We start from the raw sequence: 19,389 nt of genomic DNA on the forward strand, positions 1-19,389 counted from the left end.
GTTTAGTTTTCAAAGTTCACCTTGTCGCTCTGAAGCGACTTAAACATCTTAACATTTTCTATTGAATGTTGTCAATGTTTTTTCAAAAGTTTTTTTCGTTGTCATTTCGTATTAATGTGACAACGTTTAATAATATAACACCTATAAAAACAAAATACAATACCTAATTTTAAATTCTTTTTATTCAGATAGTTTCTACCAGATTCCAATAAATAAATGATGTCCTTATTCCTTTAAAAAGATACATCCAATCATAAAAAAACTGGCTAAAAGTATTCCTTTAGCCAGTTAGTTAAATCTTATTTATGTCTCATTAATGGGAACAATAGAACGTCACGGATTGAAGGAGAATTAGTTAACAACATAACTAATCGATCAATACCTATTCCAAGACCACCTGTTGGTGGCATACCATGTTCTAATGCTTCGATATAATCATCATCCATCATATGTGCTTCGTCATTACCAAGCTCACGTTCTTTAAGCTGTGCTTCAAAACGCTCTTTTTGGTCAATTGGATCATTTAACTCTGTAAATGCGTTAGCGTGTTCACGTGCCACGATAAATAACTCAAAACGATCAGTAAAACGTGGATCGTCAGCATTCTTTTTCGCAAGCGGTGAAATTTCTACAGGGTGACCATAAATAAATGTAGGTTGAATTAATGTTTCTTCAACTTTTTGTTCGAAGAATTCGTTAATAATATGACCAACAGACATATTCTCATTAACTTCAACATTATGTTCTTTAGCATATTGTCTTGCTTGCTCAACTGACATCTCTGGCCAGAAATCTACTCCACAAGCTTCTTTAATCGCATCTACCATGTGAAGTCTAGTCCATTTTGGCTCTAGGTTTACTGTGTACTCACCGTAAGGAATCGTAGTAGTACCTAAAACTTCTTTAGCGATATGAGCAATTAGATTTTCAGTAAGTTCCATAATATCAGCATAATCAGCATAAGCTTCATATAATTCAATCATCGTAAACTCTGGGTTATGACGAGTAGAAATACCTTCATTACGGAATACGCGACCAATTTCATAAACTTTTTCAAGTCCACCTACAATAAGTCGTTTTAAATGTAGCTCAATTGCAATGCGCATATATAATTCCATATCAAGCGCGTTATGATGAGTGATAAACGGTCTTGCTGAAGCTCCACCTGCAATAGCATGTAGCATAGGAGTTTCAACTTCTAAATAACCTTGGCTATCTAAATAACGTCTCATAGATTGGATAATTTTACTGCGAGCAATAAATGTTTGTCGGCTATCCATATTCATTAAATCTAAATATCTTTGACGGTAACGTTGTTCAACATCTTGTAAACCATGGAATTTATCAGGAAGTGGTAATAACGCTTTTGAAAGGAATGTATATTCTTTCACTTTAATAGATAATTCCCCTACATTCGTTTTAAATACCACACCAGTAACACCTACAATGTCACCTAAATCAGTAATATCAAAGATTTCATATTGTTCTTCGCCTACAGCATCTTTACGAACATAGATTTGAACATGTCCATTTAAATCTTGAACATGTGCAAACCCAGCTTTACCTTTACCACGTTTAGTCATTACTCGACCTGCAAATGAAACAACAATCGCTTTTTCTTCTAGTTCTTCTTTAGAAAACTGGTCAAATTGTGCTAATAAATCATTTGAAGAATGTGTGCGCACAAACTTTTTACCGAATGGATCGATACCTTTTCCTTCAAGTGTTTTTAATTTCTCCCTACGTATAAGGGCTTGATCATTTAATTCTTCGTGACTCATTTTCTCAACTCCACGTAATTATTCAAATATTTAAATACAATATGATTTTAATAGAAAAACTGCCAGTATTTCGATCTGGCAGTTTTGTTTACTATAACTTATTATATTTTGTCAAGCGAAACCTGTCAAACTTACAAAGCTTGAGTTGCTTTCATTTTTTCTTCTACTTCATTAACGTATGTTGTTAATACTTCAACCATTTGAGCACGAGTACTAACTTCGTTAATTTGATCTCGAACTAATGCAGTGCCTTTCAAACCTTTTAAATACCAAGCTGTATGTTTTCTCATTTCCATTACAGCTACATGTTCATTTTTTAGATCAATTAATCGGTCTAAATGCAATAAACATACATCAATTTTTTCACGAGCTTCTGGCTCAGGCATTAATACACCAGATTCTAAGTATTTAACTGTACGATAAATCATCCACGGATTTCCTAATGCAGCACGACCGATCATTACGCCATCACAGCCTGTTTCATCTAACATACGCTTAGCATCTTGAGGAGTCTCCACATCACCATTACCAATTACCGGTATAGAAACCTGATTTTTAACTTCTTTAATCCAGCTCCAATCAGATTTCCCTTCATACATTTGATAACGAGTTCGTCCATGGATCGCAACTGCTTTTCCACCCGCTGCTTCAACTGCTTTTGCATTATCTACTACATATATGTGATCGTCATCCCATCCAAGACGCATTTTAACTGTAACTGGTTTACTGACATTCTGTGCTACAGCATATACCATTTCATGAATTTTATTTGGGTCTAAAAGCCATTTAGCTCCTGCGTCTACTTTTGTAATCTTAGGAACAGGGCACCCCATATTAATATCAATAATATCTGCATTCGTATTTTCGTCAACGTACTTAGCAGCTTCAACTAATGTTGATTTTTCACCACCAAAAATTTGTAAGCTTAATGGCTTTTCACGTTCATCCATATAAAGCATATCTAATGTTCTTTTATTGTTGTGAAGAATAGCTTTATCACTTACCATCTCTGCACATACTAAACCTGCACCGAATTCTTTTACTGTCAAACGGAAAGCTGAGTTACATACTCCAGCCATCGGTGCTAATACGACGGGATTTTTCATCTCGATGTCACCAATTTTTAGCACATCCCATCCTCCTTCTATTACAATAAAACTTTATATTGATAATTCCTCTACACTTACTTTTAATTGTTTTGCACAATCATGCAAAAACTGTTCAGTTGGCATACGATTCCCTCGCTCAACTTCGCCTAACACCGAAACAGAAACTCCAAGGTTTTTTGCAAAGCCTTCTTGGGTAAAACCTTTTAATTTTCTAAAAGCCCTAATCCGTCTACCCCACTTTTCAGCTTCCATAATCGAACTCCTTTATCCTCTAAAAATTTAGTTTCAACCTTAATTGATTGGTTAATTTCTTTTAAGGGGATTAATACAAAGCTTCTTTCAAACATTCTCGGGTGCGGTATTCTTAGGTGCTCAACTTCTATATCTTCGTGATTATAGAGTAAAATGTCAAGGTCTATTGTTCTTGGACCCCAACGTAATTCCCTTTTTCTACCAAGGTTTTGTTCGATCCCTTGTGTAACATCAAGTAATTGAAGTGGTGTTAAATTGGTAGAAATTTTAATAACGAGATTTAAAAATGGATCTTGGTCTACGTATCCAACTGGGTCTGTTTCATAGATAGAAGAGATTTGTTCTACTTGAATATCTGGATGATTCACTAATTCCCTAATAGCCTTTGTAAGAAAACCTTCTCGGTCGCCTATATTCGTTCCTAAACTTAAATATGATTCATTTTTCATATGCGACCTCTTGTTATTTCAACCGCTACAAAATCATAATGTCCTGGTATTGGTGGATCTGGTTTTATGACTTTTACAGTACATTGTTGAATTAAATCATATGTATTTAATATTTGTTTAGCAATCCCTTCAGCCACTGATTCCACTAAGTCATACGACTGACCTTGAACTACTTCTTCGCATGTTTTAAATAAGTCTGCGTAACTTACTGAATACGCCAAATCATCTGTTTCTCCTGCTTTTTTTGTATCTAATTCGACAATTAAATCAACATTAAATCGTTGCCCTAATGTTTTCTCCTCTTTAAATACACCATGGTATCCATAAAATCTCATACCTGTTACATATATTTTATCCATTATTTACTCCAATCTTTAACATAGCATCCATCATTTTAGCCATACGGGAAATCGCTAACACGTCATGTACTCGTACAATTTCGCAGCCTTTCGTAATACCTAAACAGACTGTAGCCCCTGTACCTTCCATTCGCTCATGTACTTCAGTACCAAGAACCTCCCCTATAAACCTTTTTCTAGAAGTACCAAGTAACACTGGATAGTCCAGTGCTTTAATCTGCTCCATTTGGTTTAACACTTCCAAATTCTGCCCAGCTGATTTTGCAAAACCAACACCCGGATCCAAAATAATCATTTCATCCTTTACACCTGCACGTTTTGCAATATTAATACTTTCAACTAAATCACAGACAAGATCACTCATTAAACTATAATAGTTTTCATCTGTTCGATTGTGCATTAAACAAATTGGAACATTGTACGCAGCAGCCACTTCAGCAATTTTAGGGTCTTTCTTTGCTCCCCAAACATCATTAATGATTGTAGCTCCTGCTTCAACAGCTTGTTTTGCCACTTCAGATTTATATGTATCAATGGAAATTGGGACATCAATTTCTTTAGATAGTGCTTTAATAATCGGAACAACTCTTCTTAACTCTTCGTCTTCATCAACTATGGCAGCTCCAGGTCTTGTCGATTCCCCACCTATATCAATAATTTTTGCTCCATCAGCAATTAACTTCTTTGCATGTTGTATCGCTAATTCAATTTCATTGTATCGACCACCATCAGAAAATGAGTCTGGGGTTACGTTTAAAATCCCCATTACTATTGTTTCATCCTGAATAGGTAATGCGTAATTTCCACAAATCAAAGGTTTTGTTGCTCTTCTCACACTTGTTCACTTCTTTCCATTTCATTCATGCTTAATAAGGATTGTCGGTGAATTCTATAATCCTTTTGCAAATCCTTTATTACGCTACTTTCACTAACATTAAAGCTCCGCTCGCCAATTACTGTAACGGGAATAATTTCTTGGATTGAATTTGAAATAAATATTTCATCCGCTTTTAACAGCTCTTGCTCTGTGTAGAAACCCTCTTCAACTGTAATCCCTTTTAATTTTGCCCAATGAATCACGAACTGTCTCGTTATCCCATTCAAGATTCCCGTATCAACGTGTGGTGTATATAATCGATTTTGATTAATAAAGAAGAGATTTGAAACGATACCTTCTGAAAGAAACCCATCTTTGTTTAAAAAGATTCCTTCTATACTTGGTAAGTTACCGATCTCTTTTTTCCCGATAATATTATTTAAATAATGATGAGACTTTAATCGTTCTTTTCCTTCAGGAGAGTTTCGAGGGGTATTAAGTATTACCCCTTCTTTCTCTAAGATATTACTTTCATGCATAGGTTTAATGAAAATAATGGTATTTGGATTCGAATACTGCCCAGTGTATAAACCTATTTCACCTACACCTGCTGAAACATTCAAACGTATATACGCATCTTGCAACCCATTTAATTCAATTAACTTATTTAAAATCGTTTGTATTTCCTCATCTAGCAAATTCCACTCGATATTCAGGTTCAATAACGACTTTCTTAAACGCATTAAATGATCAAATAATAAAAATGGATGCCCATTATAGATCCGAAATGTTTCAAATACTCCTAAGCCATATAAAAAGCCATGATCAAATGGAGATATTTTCACTTCATGATCGTTCAAGAATTCTCCATTAAAATATAGTTTCATACTGTACTCCTAGATGGTTTATATGCTTGTAAAAAGTTTCTAAGCATTTCTTTACCGAATTGTGACATAATCGATTCCGGATGAAATTGCACTCCTTCAATCGGTAATGTCTTATGTTTTAAAGCCATAATTTCTCCCTCATTCGTCCAAGCTGTAATTTCAAGCTCCTCAGGGAAAGTTTCTTTTTTAACAATTAAAGAGTGATATCGTGTAACATCAATTGGTGATGGTAGATCATTAAATAATCCTAAACCTTCATGTGTAATTGCAGATGTTTTTCCGTGCATTAAGCGTTCTGCACGTATTACGTCACCTCCAAACACTTGAGCGATTGATTGGTGTCCTAAGCATACGCCTAAAATTGGGATTTTCCCAGCAAAGTGTTCAATTGCTTTTAAACTGATTCCTGCTTCGTTTGGTGTACAAGGACCTGGTGAAATCATCAAATAAGATGGGGCTAATGCTTCGATTTCTTCTAAAGTAATTTCATCATTTCGTTTAACAATTAACTCTTCACCTAATTCGCCTAAATATTGAACTAGATTATAGGTAAATGAATCATAATTATCAATCATTAATATCATTTTACATTCCCACCCAACTGTGCTTTTTCTTCACTTACTTTCTTAGCTGTCCATAAAGCTTGAGCTTTCTTAAGGCTTTCTAAATACTCATGTTTTGGATTAGAATCAATAACAATGCCAGCACCGGCTTGTACAAATGCTTGCTGGTCTTTTGTAATCATTGTTCGAATCGTAATGTTTAACTCCATATCTCCAGTGAAGCTAATCCATCCAACAGAACCTGTATAAATGCCACGCTTGGTCGGCTCTAGTTCTTCAATAATTTCCATCGTACGGATTTTTGGAGCTCCTGTTATTGTTCCCCCGGGAAATACTGCTTTTAACAAGTCAAATGAATCTTTACCCTTTTGTAGCTCACCTCTAACATTTGAAACAAGGTGCATTACATGTGAATACTTTTCGATCACTAATAGTTCGTCCACTTCAACAGTTCCATATTCGCATACTCTTCCTAAATCATTGCGCTCTAGATCAACTAACATAATATGCTCAGCTTGTTCTTTTTCATTTGAACGTAGTTCTTCCATCAATTGTTGTTCTTCTTCAACTGTTTTACCACGTGACCTCGTACCTGCTATTGGTCTTGTCCAAACTTCTTGATCACGTTTTGCTACTAACAGTTCTGGTGAGCAACTAACAATTTGAAACTCGTCAAAATCTAAATAGGACATATATGGTGATGGATTTATTTCTCTAAGCTGCTCATATATATACAGTGGATCTGTTACAAGCGTCTCAGATTGTAGCACGGATAAATTCACCTGGAATACATCCCCCGCACTGATATATTCTTTAACATTACCAACAGCATCTGTAAATTTTTGTTCAGACATATAAATTGTTTTTTCAATCTCCTCGGTAGAAGTTCTTCTAGATAAATCGATTTGCTCTATTTCACTAATGAAGAACTCTTCTAAAGAGTCTATTCGTTCTTGTGCCTTATCAGCATTATTCATTTCATCTATTACAATAAAATATAATTGATTTTCTTGATGGTCAAAAACAACCACTTCATGGAAGATTAATAAATAAACATCTGGAATATTGTAAACATCCTCAGCCATCTTTGGTAGGTCTTCGATATAATGGTTACAGTCATATGTGAAATAACCGATTGCTCCACACTGAAATGGTGGTAGGTCATCTCTTTTTTCCGCTGTGTATTTAGTTAGATATTCCTTTGCTAAATCTATTGGATTTCCTACATATTCTACTATTTCGGAGCATCCTTCAATTCCTACTTCGACCGTTAATTTATTATCCTTCCCATATAACTTTGCAACTGGATTAGATGCCATAATTGAATATCTTCCGTCACGACCACTTTCAAGAAGTACGGCATTCTTTTTCTCTTTTGCCGTTTCTACAAAGTATTTAAAGAAAGGTGTAGTATAATTGATAACTTTTGAAAAGATTTCATAATTCATGTGAATATCCCCCTCTGATAGCGCTTCTTTTTTCATTTTACACAAAAAGTAAGAAGTATACATCAAAGCATTTTATGGAAAAACAAAAAACCCCTCTGCAGCTAGCAAAGGGGTTTTAAATTTATCATTTAATCAACCAAAAAAATTACTCAAATTGGAATAATGCTGTACTTAAATAACGCTCTCCATTACTTGGAATGATCGCAAGTACTTTCTTACCTTTTCCAAGTTTTTTTGCAACTTGTAATGCAGCACTAATCGCAGCACCAGAAGAGATACCTACAAGTATACCTTCTTCTTTTGCTACTTTTCTAGCTGTTTCCATTGCATCATCATTTTTGATTTGTACGATTTCATCATAAATATCCGTGTTCAATGTTTCAGGTATAAAACCTGCTCCAATGCCTTGGATTTTATGCGGACCTGGTTTACCACCTGATAAAACTGGAGAGTCTTCAGGTTCAACTGCGACAATATTAATGCCAGGGTAAGCTTCTCTTAAAACAGCTCCTGCACCAGAGATTGTTCCTCCTGTACCTACTCCTGAAATAAATGCGTCAAGTTGGTCTCCCATTTGTTCAACAATTTCAGGACCAGTTGTTAAACGGTGAACTTCAGGATTTGCAATATTATTAAACTGTTGTGGAACGAAATATCCGTTTTCTTTTGCTAATTCATCAGCTTTACGAATTGCTCCTCCCATTCCTTCAGGACCTGGAGTTAGAACTAATTCTGCGCCATATGCACGTAATAAGTTTCGTCTCTCAATACTCATTGTTTCTGGCATTACTAGAATTGATTTATAGCCTTTAGCAGCAGCTACCATTGCTAATCCAATACCAGTATTTCCACTAGTTGGTTCAATAATTGTATCACCTGGTTTTATTAAACCTTTTTTCTCCGAATCCTCGATCATCGCAAGTGCAATACGATCTTTAACACTGCTACCAGGATTCATAAACTCTAGTTTTAAGTAAATTTCCGCGCTGTCCTCGTCTACTAATCTGTTAAGTTTTACAATTGGAGTTCTACCGATTAATTCGTAAACTGAATTTGCAACTTTCATTTCATCCACTCCTAATTCCAAGTATATTGACCTGTTTAATATACATTATGTAAAAAACAAAAGAATCTGTCAATTACTTTCTCCTATACATAACTTGTATGAAATTCATAATAAATTATGAAAAGAAAGCTCGACAAATTCCTTCAATTTTCACCTACAATTTGTTAATTAACTCTTTTAATTGTTCATCAGAATAATGATAAGGTTGATTACAGAAATGACATGTTACTTCTGCTTCTCCATCCTCTTCTAAGATTAATTCCAATTCTTGTTTACCAATACTTAAAAGAGCACCCTCAATTCTCTCTCTTGAGCATTGACATTGGAATTTTACATCCATCGTTTCTAAAACTTTAACTTCTTCTTTACCTAACACTTCATATAAAATTTCTTCTGGAGTCAGGCCTTCTTCAATTAGTTTAGAAACTGGTTTAATCGTTTTTAAACGATTTTCAATTTGTGTAATACATTCTTCACTAGCGCCAGGTAAGATTTGAATAATAAATCCTCCACTTGCTAAAATCGAATGATCTGGGTTTACTAACACACCGACACCTACAGATGAAGGTGTTTGTTCAGATACAGCAAAATAGTAAGTAAAGTCTTCACCAAGTTCACCTGATACAATAGGTACTGAGCCTGTGAAAGGTTCTCTCATACCAATATCTTTAACAACTGAGATTGTACCTACAGTACCAACAGCTTTTGCTACATCAATTTTTCCATGTTTGTTAAGTTCAGTTTGTACATGTGGATTTTGTACATATCCTCGTACTTCACCTTTTGCATTACTATCGACTAAAATATGGCCAATTGGGCCATTACCTTCAACCTTTAAAGTTAATTTCTCTTCGCCTTTTAACATAGCACCCATCATTGTAGCAGCTGTGAGTGTACGACCTAATGCAGCAGAAGCGTTTGACCAAGTGTCATGACGTTCTTGAGCTTCTTTTACAATATTTGTTGATCTAACGGTATATGCACGGACTTCACCGTTAAAAGCTAATGCTTTTACTAAATAATCTTTCATGATGTACCCCTTTTTAAGAATTTCGTTTATAAATTAAATGTAGACCCTTTAGTGTTAAATATGGATCCATGACATCAATGATATCCGATTCCTTAGATATTAATGATGCAAGTCCACCAGTTGCTATAACAGTAGGTTCTACCTTTGCTTGAGCTTTCATTCGTTTTACAATACCTTCAACTTGACCTACATAACCATATAGGATTCCAACCTGCATTGCTTCTACAGTTGTACGACCAACAATATTAGAAGGTCTTGAAAGCTCTATGCGAGGCAACTTTGAGGCCTTTGTATAGAGTGCCTCTGTTGAAATATTGATACCTGGAGCAATTGCTCCACCGATATAATTTTTATTTTCATCTATATAACAATATGTAGTAGCTGTTCCGAAATCTACAATTATCAGCGGGCTTCCGTATTGTGCAATTCCAGCAACCGCATTAACAATTCGGTCTGCGCCAACTTCTTTCGGATTATCATATTTTATGTTTAAACCTGTTTTTATACCAGGACCAACGATTAGTGGCTTTTGTTTAAAGTATTTTGTTGCCATTCTTTCCAGTGAGAACATAATCGGTGGGACAACTGATGAAATAATGACTGCATGAAACTCATCAAACCCAATACCTGCATATTCAAGTAATGAACCAATGACCATACCGTACTCATCTTCTGTTTTATAACGATTCGTCTCAATTCTCCAATGATGTATTAACTCATCTTCTTGGTAAACACCTAAAACAGTATTTGTATTTCCTACATCGATTACAAACAACATATAATCCACCGTCTCTCCATTTCAAAAATAAAACTTTTATTTTATATTTTTTGTCTCAAGTACATTTTTTAATCACTATAAAAATAATGATAACACAAGTTGATAGTAGTTTAAAAATAGATGCTTTCTACTGTGGTCATGGGTTCCTATTGGTTTGTTAAAACGCTTCAATGAAACGATATCCCCGTGGTCGTGGTCAACTTTACTTTTCACCAATAAACAAAAGAAAGAGTGTCTAGAAAGACACTCTTAATTTTTTATTCAGTGATTTTAGGCTCAGTTGGTTCATCATTCTTTTTAGAAATGTTGACTTTAACCTCATCTTTTGAAGATGGAGATGTAGGAAGTGTACCTTGTTCCCAAAGACTCTTAATTCCTTTTGCATCTAAAGTTTCCACTTCTAATAATGTGTTAGCAAGCAAGTCTAATTTATCGCGATGCGTCTTAATAATATCAGTTGCTTTTGCATAACAGTCTTTAATGATTGTTTGAATCTCAACGTCGATTTCATAAGCAATTTTATCACTATAATTTTGTTCATTATTAAAGTCTCTACCAAGGAATACATTTCCTCCTTGAGATTGACCAAATTGCAATGGACCTAGTTTATCGCTCATACCGAACTCAGTAACCATACGACGAGCAATACCAGTTGCACGTTGGAAGTCATTATGAGCTCCTGTACTTACTTCACCAAATACCACTTCTTCTGCAACACGTCCACCAAGTAGACCTGTAATTTTATCAAGTAATTCTGGTTTTGTCATAAAGTAACGATCTTCTTTTGGAAGCATTACTGCATAACCACCAGCTTGACCACGAGGTACAATTGTTACTTTATGAACCATTTCAGCCTCGTCTAACACTTGGCCAATAACCGTATGTCCAGCTTCATGGAATGCAACAATTTTTCGCTCTTTTTCAGATATAACTTTATTTTTCTTAGCAGGTCCCGCAATTACACGGTCAGTTGCTTCGTCAATATCAAGCATATCAATTTTCTTTTTATCACGACGAGCCGCAACTAATGCCGCTTCGTTTAATAAGTTTTCTAAATCTGCACCAGAGAAACCAGGAGTTCTTTGAGCAATAGCTTTTAAGTCTACCTCTGGTGACAATGGTTTATTTCTTGAATGAACTTTTAATACCGCTTCACGTCCTATTACATCTGGACGGTCTACTGTAATCTGTCTATCAAATCGACCTGGACGTAATAACGCTGGGTCAAGAACATCTGCACGGTTTGTTGCAGCGATGATGATAATACCTTCGTTAGCACCAAAACCATCCATTTCAACAAGTAACTGGTTTAATGTTTGTTCACGCTCATCGTGACCTCCACCTAATCCAGCACCACGCTGACGACCTACAGCATCGATTTCATCAATAAATATGATACAAGGAGCGTTTTTCTTCGCATTTTCAAATAAATCACGAACACGAGAAGCACCGACCCCTACAAACATTTCAACGAAATCAGAACCACTGATTGAGAAGAATGGAACTCCAGCTTCTCCTGCAACAGCTCTTGCTAATAATGTTTTACCTGTTCCTGGAGGTCCTACTAATAGTACCCCTTTAGGAATTCTTGCACCTAATTCAGAAAACTTACGAGGATCCTTCAAGAACTCTACAACTTCAACAAGCTCTTGCTTCTCTTCATCTGCACCTGCAACATCTTTAAATCGTACTTTCTTTTTCTCGTCATTATAAAGACGAGCTTTGCTCTTCCCAAAGTTCATAACACGGCTTCCGCCACCTTGTGCTTGATTCATTAAGAAGAAGAAAAGAATGAAAATAATAACAAATGGAATGAGTGAAGTGAAAATTTGCACCCATGCACTTGTTGTTTCAGCTGGATTCCAATTAGCCTTTATTTTATAGTCAGCAACTGCTTTGTTAACTATTTTTGTCGTTTCGTCACTAATTGGTACTTGAGTTTGGAAAGATTCGCCTTTTTTTACATCTGTAAAATGACCTCTTACTATGTACACTCCATTTTTAGGTTGGATAGATGTTAAGCTGCTAACATCTCCTTTTTGTAACTTAGTATAAAATGTATCGTAACTTACTTTCTTAACTTGAGATTCTGGCCCATTGAAATATGTAACAACACCAATCACAACTAAGAAGATTAATATGTAAAAGACTGTATTACGGAAAATTCGATTCAATTCCAAACCTCCTCTCTTTCAATTTAATTACTTTATATAGTAGCATAGTTATACCATGTAAACAAACGAATAAAACTTGACTTATTTCGTGTATACTTCAGGCTTTAAAACGCCAACATACGGCAGATTTCGATAACGTTCAATATAATCTAAACCATATCCTACTACGAAAGCATCTGGTACTTCGAAACCAACTAAATCAGCCTCAATACTTGCTTTACGTCCGCTTGGCTTATCTAATAATGTAACGATTTTAACTGTATTAGCTTTGCGATGTTTAAATAGTTCAACTAAATAATTTAATGTTAGACCACTATCAATAATATCTTCTAGAATGATTACATCTCTTCCTTCTACAGAAGTATTTAAATCTTTTACAATTTTTACTTCACCAGAAGAAACTGTACTATGTCCATAACTAGAAACATCCATAAAATCAATTTCGATATATGTATCAATATGCTTGATAAGGTCAGACATGAACGGAAGAGCTCCTTTTAAAACACCCACTACTAGTGGAAAGCGGTCTTTGTACTCTTCAGTTAGTACTGCACCTAATTCTACTACTTTTTGTTGAATTGCCTCTTCACTTACTAATACTTGTTGAATGTCTTGTTTCATTTTTTCCTCCTAGAAACTCTTAGAAACCACCTGTATTGCAATGAGTGACTCATCTGTCGAAAAATTTCTTTCAAATGCAGATTTCTTTACGAAAGGTACCCATAATATATTATTTTGACTATCCGTAATTATTGGCCATTCATCACGTAATGATTGTTTCATTTTTTCATCAATAAATATATCTTTTAACTTTTTTGACCCATTCATACCCTTTAATGACATTCGATCACCATTCTTTCGATTCCGAACAATGAGTGGAAAAGAAACATCCTTGACAGAACAAATAAATGTGTCATTTTTTTGTTCAAAATATTGATTGTTTAATTCAACTTTAATTGAAAAACCATTTGGTAGATCGTATTCGCCAGGCTCATTAATAGAAATAGTATAATCCTTCACATTCATTTGTTCGAATGTAAAGATGCATTCATTATATGAGCGTGTGACAAAAAGTCCTCCTGGTAAATGCTGCTCCCACGTAGATTTTTCATTTCGTAATAAAGTCAGAATTGAATTAAGATGCCCTTGTGTCAAGCCTTTAGGGATATATAGGTAGACATAATCTAATATTAGTTGAATACATCTTCTTTGTAAAGATATAGGCACATTTAAAAACTGTTTAACGTCAATAGTGACTGCTTGCTTTTCTTTATTTTTTATAACTGTATTCATCGCGTCTTCAGTTAATTCCATTAAATATAGATCATCTTCCAATTGCTGTCTACTAAACTGCTGGAATCTTTTATGTGCAGTTGGATTTTCTTCAAATATAAAAGGTAGAATATGATGTCTAAATCGATTTCTAGTGTAAACATCTTTATCATTACTTGGATCTTTTCGAGGGATAATACTTTGTTCGTGACAATATGTAGTTAATGCTTGTTTTCTTAAATCTAAAAATGGACGAATAATTTCGCCTGTACTAAAAGATCTCTTTTCCCTAATGCCAGCGTAACCGACCTGCGAGCTACCTCTTACTAAACGCATCAAAATCGTTTCAACTTGGTCCTCTCCATGATGACCTAACGCTAAATAATTCGCTTCATATTTCTTCATCGTTTCGTCAAAAAAACGATATCGACATTCCCTTGCCGCCAATTGACTACTTAAACCCGTTTCCTCGATATACTGATTCACATTTATGCTTTTACCTTCATATTGTACGTTATTTTGGAGGCACCAGTTCTTAACGTATTCTAAATCATCTAAAGATTCTTGCCCTCTAAACATATGATCTACATGTGCGATAATAATCGAGAACTCATATTCTTCTCTAATAGATAAAAAAGAATGAGCTAACGCCATTGAGTCTGGACCTCCAGAAACACCGATCACAATTACACTATTTCTAATAATATTGTTTTGTTTTATAAATTCCTTTAATTGATTAATTACCATTTAACTATACTCCTAATGAAAGTAAAATTCATATCTATATGTTACCATTCACACACTTGGAGTACTATAATTTACAGCTGATAATAAAAATATAATGCATAAGCCAAGCCCATTAACAAGAGAATGGTCGATGTTTCAAACCAGTGAATTCTTTTTTTCTTTTGCTTCACTTGGATGTTGTTCCCTGCTCTTGTCTGTGTTGATTGGTTAGGTTTTTGATTCTGACTAGTTGAATTTCTAGGTTGATTTGTAGGCTGGCTATGTTTTTTTGATTGTGTTGATTGATTAGCAGTCTGACTTTGCTTTTTCGATTGCCTTGTTTGATTCATCGTTTGTGCTGTAGTAACTTGATCCTTTTTACTATTCTTCTTTTTTGTAGCATTTATCTTTTGTTCATACATTAATAGAGCTTGTTTCATAGCACTTGCATTAGTATACTCCCCTTTTAATCCCTTCATTAGAAATTCTTTATATGGCTTAAGGGTTTGTGTTTGGGTTATTACTTGTTCAATTTGATTTATTCCCAACCCGTTTTTTAAAAACTGCTTTTTACAATGCAAGTGGATAAAAATCATCGTAACAGCAAATAAGTCATAGGAAATTTCTGCTTTTCTAGAACCTAAGCCCCAGTAACCACGATCAAAGAACTCCGTAAACTCTTTAACTGCACGTCCAATTTGAGTAACTCCTCCAAAATCGATCCATTGGATTTTATTTGGTTCTTTCGTAACTAGTAGATTATCTGTTTTTAAATCTCCAAAAATAAAGCCTTTATGGTGCAATTTATCTAACAATGATAAAACTTGTATGATAAAAATACTACTCCATTCCATTCCATTTCTTTCAATAAAGTTTGGTAAACTTACACCATTTACATATTCCATAACATAGTAATAGCAGCATTCATTTGTCCCTGGATTTATATAGTCATCTACATCGATAAAAGAAGGCCCAAGGATTGAATCCTGGACCTGTGTGATTTTTTTTAAAACATTTACTTCGTTCGTGATATTAGTAGAATCTTTACTCAGCTTAATAGCAACATCTCCAGTTTTTCCAGAAGCTAGATAAACTGTTCCATTTGCTCCATTTCCAAGTAAACTCTTAATTTCGTAATTGTTTTTATTCCACTTTCCAGTAATGAGAGTCCCAGGCGCTAAATTAATCTGCCCATTCAATTGATTGTTCATCATCACCATTATTACCTCTATTGTAGTTTTGTTCGTTAAAATAGTTTAAAGCCTCACGTAGAGCAGGACCGGTTGGCGTCATACCGCCCATTGTTAACTTAGGAAAAATAGTGTTTAATTTTTCTAACTTAGGCGTCCAATCTAGTAATTTATCTACATCGTCATGTTTCCCGGGAAATATAAATAATGAGTAGGCATTTTCTCCTGTTCTTGAGTTTAAACTAATTTGTAAATCAAATAATGATTCCTTAACGGTTTCTAGTTTGTCTTTCATACTAGCACTCGTATCTACTAAAATAATAACTTCTAAACCTACAGTTTCACCGATATCCTCTACAACCTCATAAACCTCTTCTCGCTTTGAAGGAGGAAGTGATTCTATTGAATTGCTATCACCTAAAATTTGCTTAAGTTCTTTATTAACAAATCCTTGAATTGTTTGTGTCATTGCTTTTCTTGTAACCATTTGGACAGTTTGAGAAAGTTGCTTTGTGTAAACGACTTGACTAATCCCTCCACCTGCTCTAGCAATTTCCTCGATTTCCTTTAAACCGTCACCACTTTGTACATTTTCATCTAAAATTCCAATTACATTTACTGTAATACCGTATTCTTGTGCCAAACTTGAAACAGCTAACGGATCTTCACCATGGTTTGAATAACCATCAGTTATTAATAGAATTTGTTTTAACTTTCCCTTATACATACAAAATCCCCTCCGCGTAAAAGTTGTTACCATTTTGTCCAATTACGGGAGGGGATAAACCTTTATTTAATTTATTTTACTAAGCCATCGCACTATACGATGAGATAGATGACCACTCTGGCAAGTTTCGTTTAACAACAGCAACCACAACTGTCATATCATCATTAATATCGCCTGTATTCGAACGAATAACTTCCTCTAGTAACAATTCAGCTACTGATTGTGGATCATCCGTTTCAAATTCACTTATTTTACGTTTCATCCACATTTCGTAATTCTCTACATGTTTAGGACCTTCAAAAATACCATCACTCATCATAATTAATAGGTCTCCAGCTTTTAACTGCTCACTCACGACTTCTACATCAAACTCATCAATTATCCCAATTGGTAAATTACTGCCTTCAATTTTAATAACTTGCTTCCCTCGTTTAACAAAGCTTGGCGATGAACCAATTTTTAAGAATTTTGCTGAAGCATCGTGTAAATCGACCATCGCTAGATCCAGTGTAGCAAAGACCTCTTCAGTAGTACGTAATGATAGAATCGAATTAATTGATTTAATAGCGACAGTTTCTTCAATACCTGAATTTAATATTTTTTGAAGTAGTTTTAGTGTTTCATTACTTTCAATATGAGCTCGCTCACCATTTCCCATTCCATCACTAATCGCAATAGCGTGTTTTCCTGCTCCAACATCCATTATTTTAAATGCATCACCCGAAATAAAGCCTCCACCTTTAGCTGCAGTCGCAACTCCAGTTTCAATAACAAACGCCTTATCTGATCCAAATGTAACTAAGTAATTACCTCCATTTGGTATTGTCGCTGCCTCTTCTTTTAATACGACAATCGTTTCTTTTAAAATATCTGATAGAATCGGCGCAATTAATTTTTGGCATTCACCATACTCATTTTCAAACGGAATCAATATATCTATATCAATATTACCTTGCTCTAAGTTATAAATTTCTACTTGGCTAACGTCAATTCCAAAGTTTAATAAAGCTTGTAGGATTTGGTCTTCTTGTAATTGATGATTTTCTTTCTCTCGTTGAATCTCTTTTGCAAAATCGACCATTACTTTTGAAACTCCGCGTAATTGCTCTGCCACTAATCTTCTACTTTCTTGAACTTGTTTTTTAAGTCTTTGATTTGCACGGAAGTAGAAAACCTCTTGCTTCATTAAATCTGCCATTTTTGAAGAACGTTGGCAGTATTTCTCCCACTCTCTCATAAATTGGCCATTCTTAATGAGCTGATCCTTTTCAACTAAATGCATCATATTTTCCATGTATTGATATGTTCGGTCACCATTGTTTGACCAGCAATGATCCTTTTTCATACAACTATTACAGCACTTATTTGAAATACTACAAATAAACAGTTCTTCATCAGTTAATTCGTCCTCAATATGTGCAAACTGGCTAGGCTGTGAAAAACTTGCAGATAATGCTTCAAACACGTTTGAAAATTGAGTAATTCGATTAGCTGTCAAATCTCTTATTTTACGCAAATATTGTTGTTGATCTGTAGAGTGTTCTTCTGTTCCTGGTACTAGTTTAGCTAATTGTTTTAGTAGGAAAGATGGTGTTATTAAGAATAAGACAATCGCTATTACTGATTCAATAATTGAAAAAATAATATCTGATTGTTTCTCAGCATAAAAGCTGATGAGGCATGTCCCAATTAATAGGCCAGCTGCCGCACCTAATCTTTTTCCCTCTTTAAGGAGGCCACCGAGTAATCCAGAGAATGCTAATAAGCTCATTTGATATAGGCTCGAAACACTCGCTAAACTTAGGATAAGGCCCGTTACAACCCCTACTGTACAACCTACCGTTCCTCCGGCTACGAAGGCAAATAGTAAGACGATGTATCTAGTAACAATATGCTGAATAGATAAATCTTGAATATACCAATCAGTCGTCCCCGTCACAACTGAAGCTAAAAGAATAACTAAACATACGATTTCTTCAACACCTAAAAGCTGTTTTCTTTTAGGAATCGCGAGTAGTGGTACACTTTGGAAAAAGATCATCGTTAAAATAAAACTTAATCCCGCTTCAACTGATGCCATCAAAACATCATACATCAGAACTTCTTGTTGAAAAGCATAAGTAATTAATAGATGACTAATAAATACTGATAAAAAAACTTGAAAAGGTACTAAACCTATATAATGTCGTTTAACTCTAGCGAAGAAGATATTAAGGATGAAAAATAGGATAATTGTGGCAAACGCATAACTAACCGTTTCAATCGACACAGTTAACGAGCCGATCATAAGAGCAACAAAAGCGATTCCTGTACGCTCACGTTTCATCATATAAACTGAGGCAAAAAACGGTAATACAAACGGGAGAATATGTGATAGGATCAACGCTCGTCCTAATAAAAATCCCGTTAGAAAGATTAGTAACCCCCAATCAAAGAATGCTCTCTCTAATTTTGATTTAATTGATTTAGAAGATTGCCGAAATACTGATTGAAATCCATTAGTAGGGACCAAGCTTGCTGAAGAATTAGAAGACCCTCTTTGCAGTTTCGTCATATTTCCACCTCATCCGAATTGGTTTATTGAACATATTTTAACTTGTCCAATTGAAGGAATATGTCAAAATGACAAAGGCAAATAAAAGTTTTCTTCGACGGAAAAAGCTTTTACGTGCAACTGTTTTACAAAATATGAGAAAAGCTTGCAGCATAATTTCTCTAATAGGGTAAAAGAAACGCATTTATTAAATTTTATGTCAATCGA

The 19,389-nt window shown here is 34.8% G+C and carries 18 protein-coding genes; all 18 read right to left on the bottom strand.

The window, feature by feature from the left end; all coding sequences use genetic code 11:
• Positions 1-299: 299 nt before the first annotated feature.
• Positions 300-1,781, bottom strand: a complete 1,482-nt coding sequence (gene lysS / locus COE53_RS09465; RefSeq protein WP_098947888.1) for a lysine--tRNA ligase — start codon at positions 1,779-1,781, stop codon at positions 300-302.
• A 131-nt stretch (positions 1,782-1,912) separates the two neighbouring features.
• Positions 1,913-2,911 (bottom strand): tRNA dihydrouridine synthase DusB, encoded by a 999-nt coding sequence (gene dusB, locus COE53_RS09470; RefSeq protein ID WP_069033979.1) that lies wholly within the window; start codon positions 2,909-2,911, stop codon positions 1,913-1,915.
• Between the two features lie 30 nt (positions 2,912-2,941).
• The gene (locus COE53_RS09475) at positions 2,942-3,142 is read right to left on the bottom strand and encodes a helix-turn-helix domain-containing protein (protein ID WP_056474403.1); all 201 of its coding nucleotides are present in this window, start codon (positions 3,140-3,142) and stop codon (positions 2,942-2,944) included.
• Positions 3,094-3,591, bottom strand: coding sequence for a 2-amino-4-hydroxy-6-hydroxymethyldihydropteridine diphosphokinase (gene folK, locus COE53_RS09480; protein WP_091024811.1), 498 nt, complete (start codon positions 3,589-3,591; stop codon positions 3,094-3,096). The genes COE53_RS09475 and folK overlap by 49 nt, the downstream gene beginning before the upstream one ends.
• On the bottom strand, positions 3,588-3,950 hold the full coding sequence (gene folB, locus COE53_RS09485; protein ID WP_069033977.1) for a dihydroneopterin aldolase: 363 nt from the start codon (positions 3,948-3,950) through the stop codon (positions 3,588-3,590). Before folB ends, folK begins: the two co-directional genes overlap by 4 nt.
• The gene (gene folP / locus COE53_RS09490) at positions 3,943-4,716 is read right to left on the bottom strand and encodes a dihydropteroate synthase (RefSeq protein ID WP_084006901.1); all 774 of its coding nucleotides are present in this window, start codon (positions 4,714-4,716) and stop codon (positions 3,943-3,945) included. The genes folB and folP overlap by 8 nt, the downstream gene beginning before the upstream one ends.
• A gap of 65 nt (positions 4,717-4,781) precedes the next feature.
• Positions 4,782-5,654 (bottom strand): aminodeoxychorismate lyase, encoded by an 873-nt coding sequence (pabC, locus tag COE53_RS09495; protein ID WP_098947890.1) that lies wholly within the window; start codon positions 5,652-5,654, stop codon positions 4,782-4,784.
• Positions 5,651-6,238, bottom strand: coding sequence for an aminodeoxychorismate/anthranilate synthase component II (pabA, locus tag COE53_RS09500; protein WP_069033974.1), 588 nt, complete (start codon positions 6,236-6,238; stop codon positions 5,651-5,653). Before pabA ends, pabC begins: the two co-directional genes overlap by 4 nt.
• Positions 6,235-7,665: an anthranilate synthase component I family protein gene (locus COE53_RS09505; RefSeq protein ID WP_069033973.1), complete on the bottom strand. Its 1,431-nt coding sequence runs from the start codon at positions 7,663-7,665 to the stop codon at positions 6,235-6,237. The genes pabA and COE53_RS09505 overlap by 4 nt, the downstream gene beginning before the upstream one ends.
• 145 nt (positions 7,666-7,810) lie before the next feature.
• Positions 7,811-8,731, bottom strand: coding sequence for a cysteine synthase A (gene cysK, locus COE53_RS09510; RefSeq protein WP_069033972.1), 921 nt, complete (start codon positions 8,729-8,731; stop codon positions 7,811-7,813).
• A gap of 154 nt (positions 8,732-8,885) precedes the next feature.
• Positions 8,886-9,761, bottom strand: a complete 876-nt coding sequence (hslO, locus tag COE53_RS09515) for an Hsp33 family molecular chaperone HslO (protein WP_098947892.1) — start codon at positions 9,759-9,761, stop codon at positions 8,886-8,888.
• 13 nt (positions 9,762-9,774) lie between these two features.
• Positions 9,775-10,539 carry a type III pantothenate kinase gene (locus COE53_RS09520; RefSeq protein ID WP_056474433.1) on the bottom strand — a complete coding sequence of 255 codons (765 nt, stop codon included), beginning with the start codon at positions 10,537-10,539 and terminating at the stop codon, positions 9,775-9,777.
• A gap of 257 nt (positions 10,540-10,796) precedes the next feature.
• A complete protein-coding gene (ftsH, locus tag COE53_RS09525) occupies positions 10,797-12,713 on the bottom strand; it encodes an ATP-dependent zinc metalloprotease FtsH (protein ID WP_069033970.1) in 1,917 nt (638 codons plus the stop codon).
• Between the two features lie 81 nt (positions 12,714-12,794).
• Positions 12,795-13,334, bottom strand: a complete 540-nt coding sequence (gene hpt, locus COE53_RS09530) for a hypoxanthine phosphoribosyltransferase (protein ID WP_069033969.1) — start codon at positions 13,332-13,334, stop codon at positions 12,795-12,797.
• 9 nt (positions 13,335-13,343) lie between these two features.
• A complete protein-coding gene (gene tilS, locus COE53_RS09535; RefSeq protein WP_069033968.1) occupies positions 13,344-14,732 on the bottom strand; it encodes a tRNA lysidine(34) synthetase TilS in 1,389 nt (462 codons plus the stop codon).
• A gap of 71 nt (positions 14,733-14,803) precedes the next feature.
• Positions 14,804-15,925 (bottom strand): protein kinase domain-containing protein, encoded by a 1,122-nt coding sequence (locus COE53_RS09540; protein WP_069033967.1) that lies wholly within the window; start codon positions 15,923-15,925, stop codon positions 14,804-14,806.
• Positions 15,894-16,628 carry a VWA domain-containing protein gene (locus COE53_RS09545; protein WP_069033966.1) on the bottom strand — a complete coding sequence of 245 codons (735 nt, stop codon included), beginning with the start codon at positions 16,626-16,628 and terminating at the stop codon, positions 15,894-15,896. The genes COE53_RS09540 and COE53_RS09545 overlap by 32 nt, the downstream gene beginning before the upstream one ends.
• A 79-nt stretch (positions 16,629-16,707) precedes the next feature.
• Complete coding sequence (spoIIE, locus tag COE53_RS09550; RefSeq protein ID WP_069033965.1) at positions 16,708-19,182, bottom strand: stage II sporulation protein E; 2,475 nt, start codon at positions 19,180-19,182, stop codon at positions 16,708-16,710.
• Between the last annotated feature and the right edge of the window lie 207 nt (positions 19,183-19,389).

Source organism: Bacillus sp. AFS029533 (genome assembly GCF_002585125.1).
Lineage (GTDB): Bacteria > Bacillota > Bacilli > Bacillales > Bacillaceae_G > Gottfriedia > Gottfriedia luciferensis_B.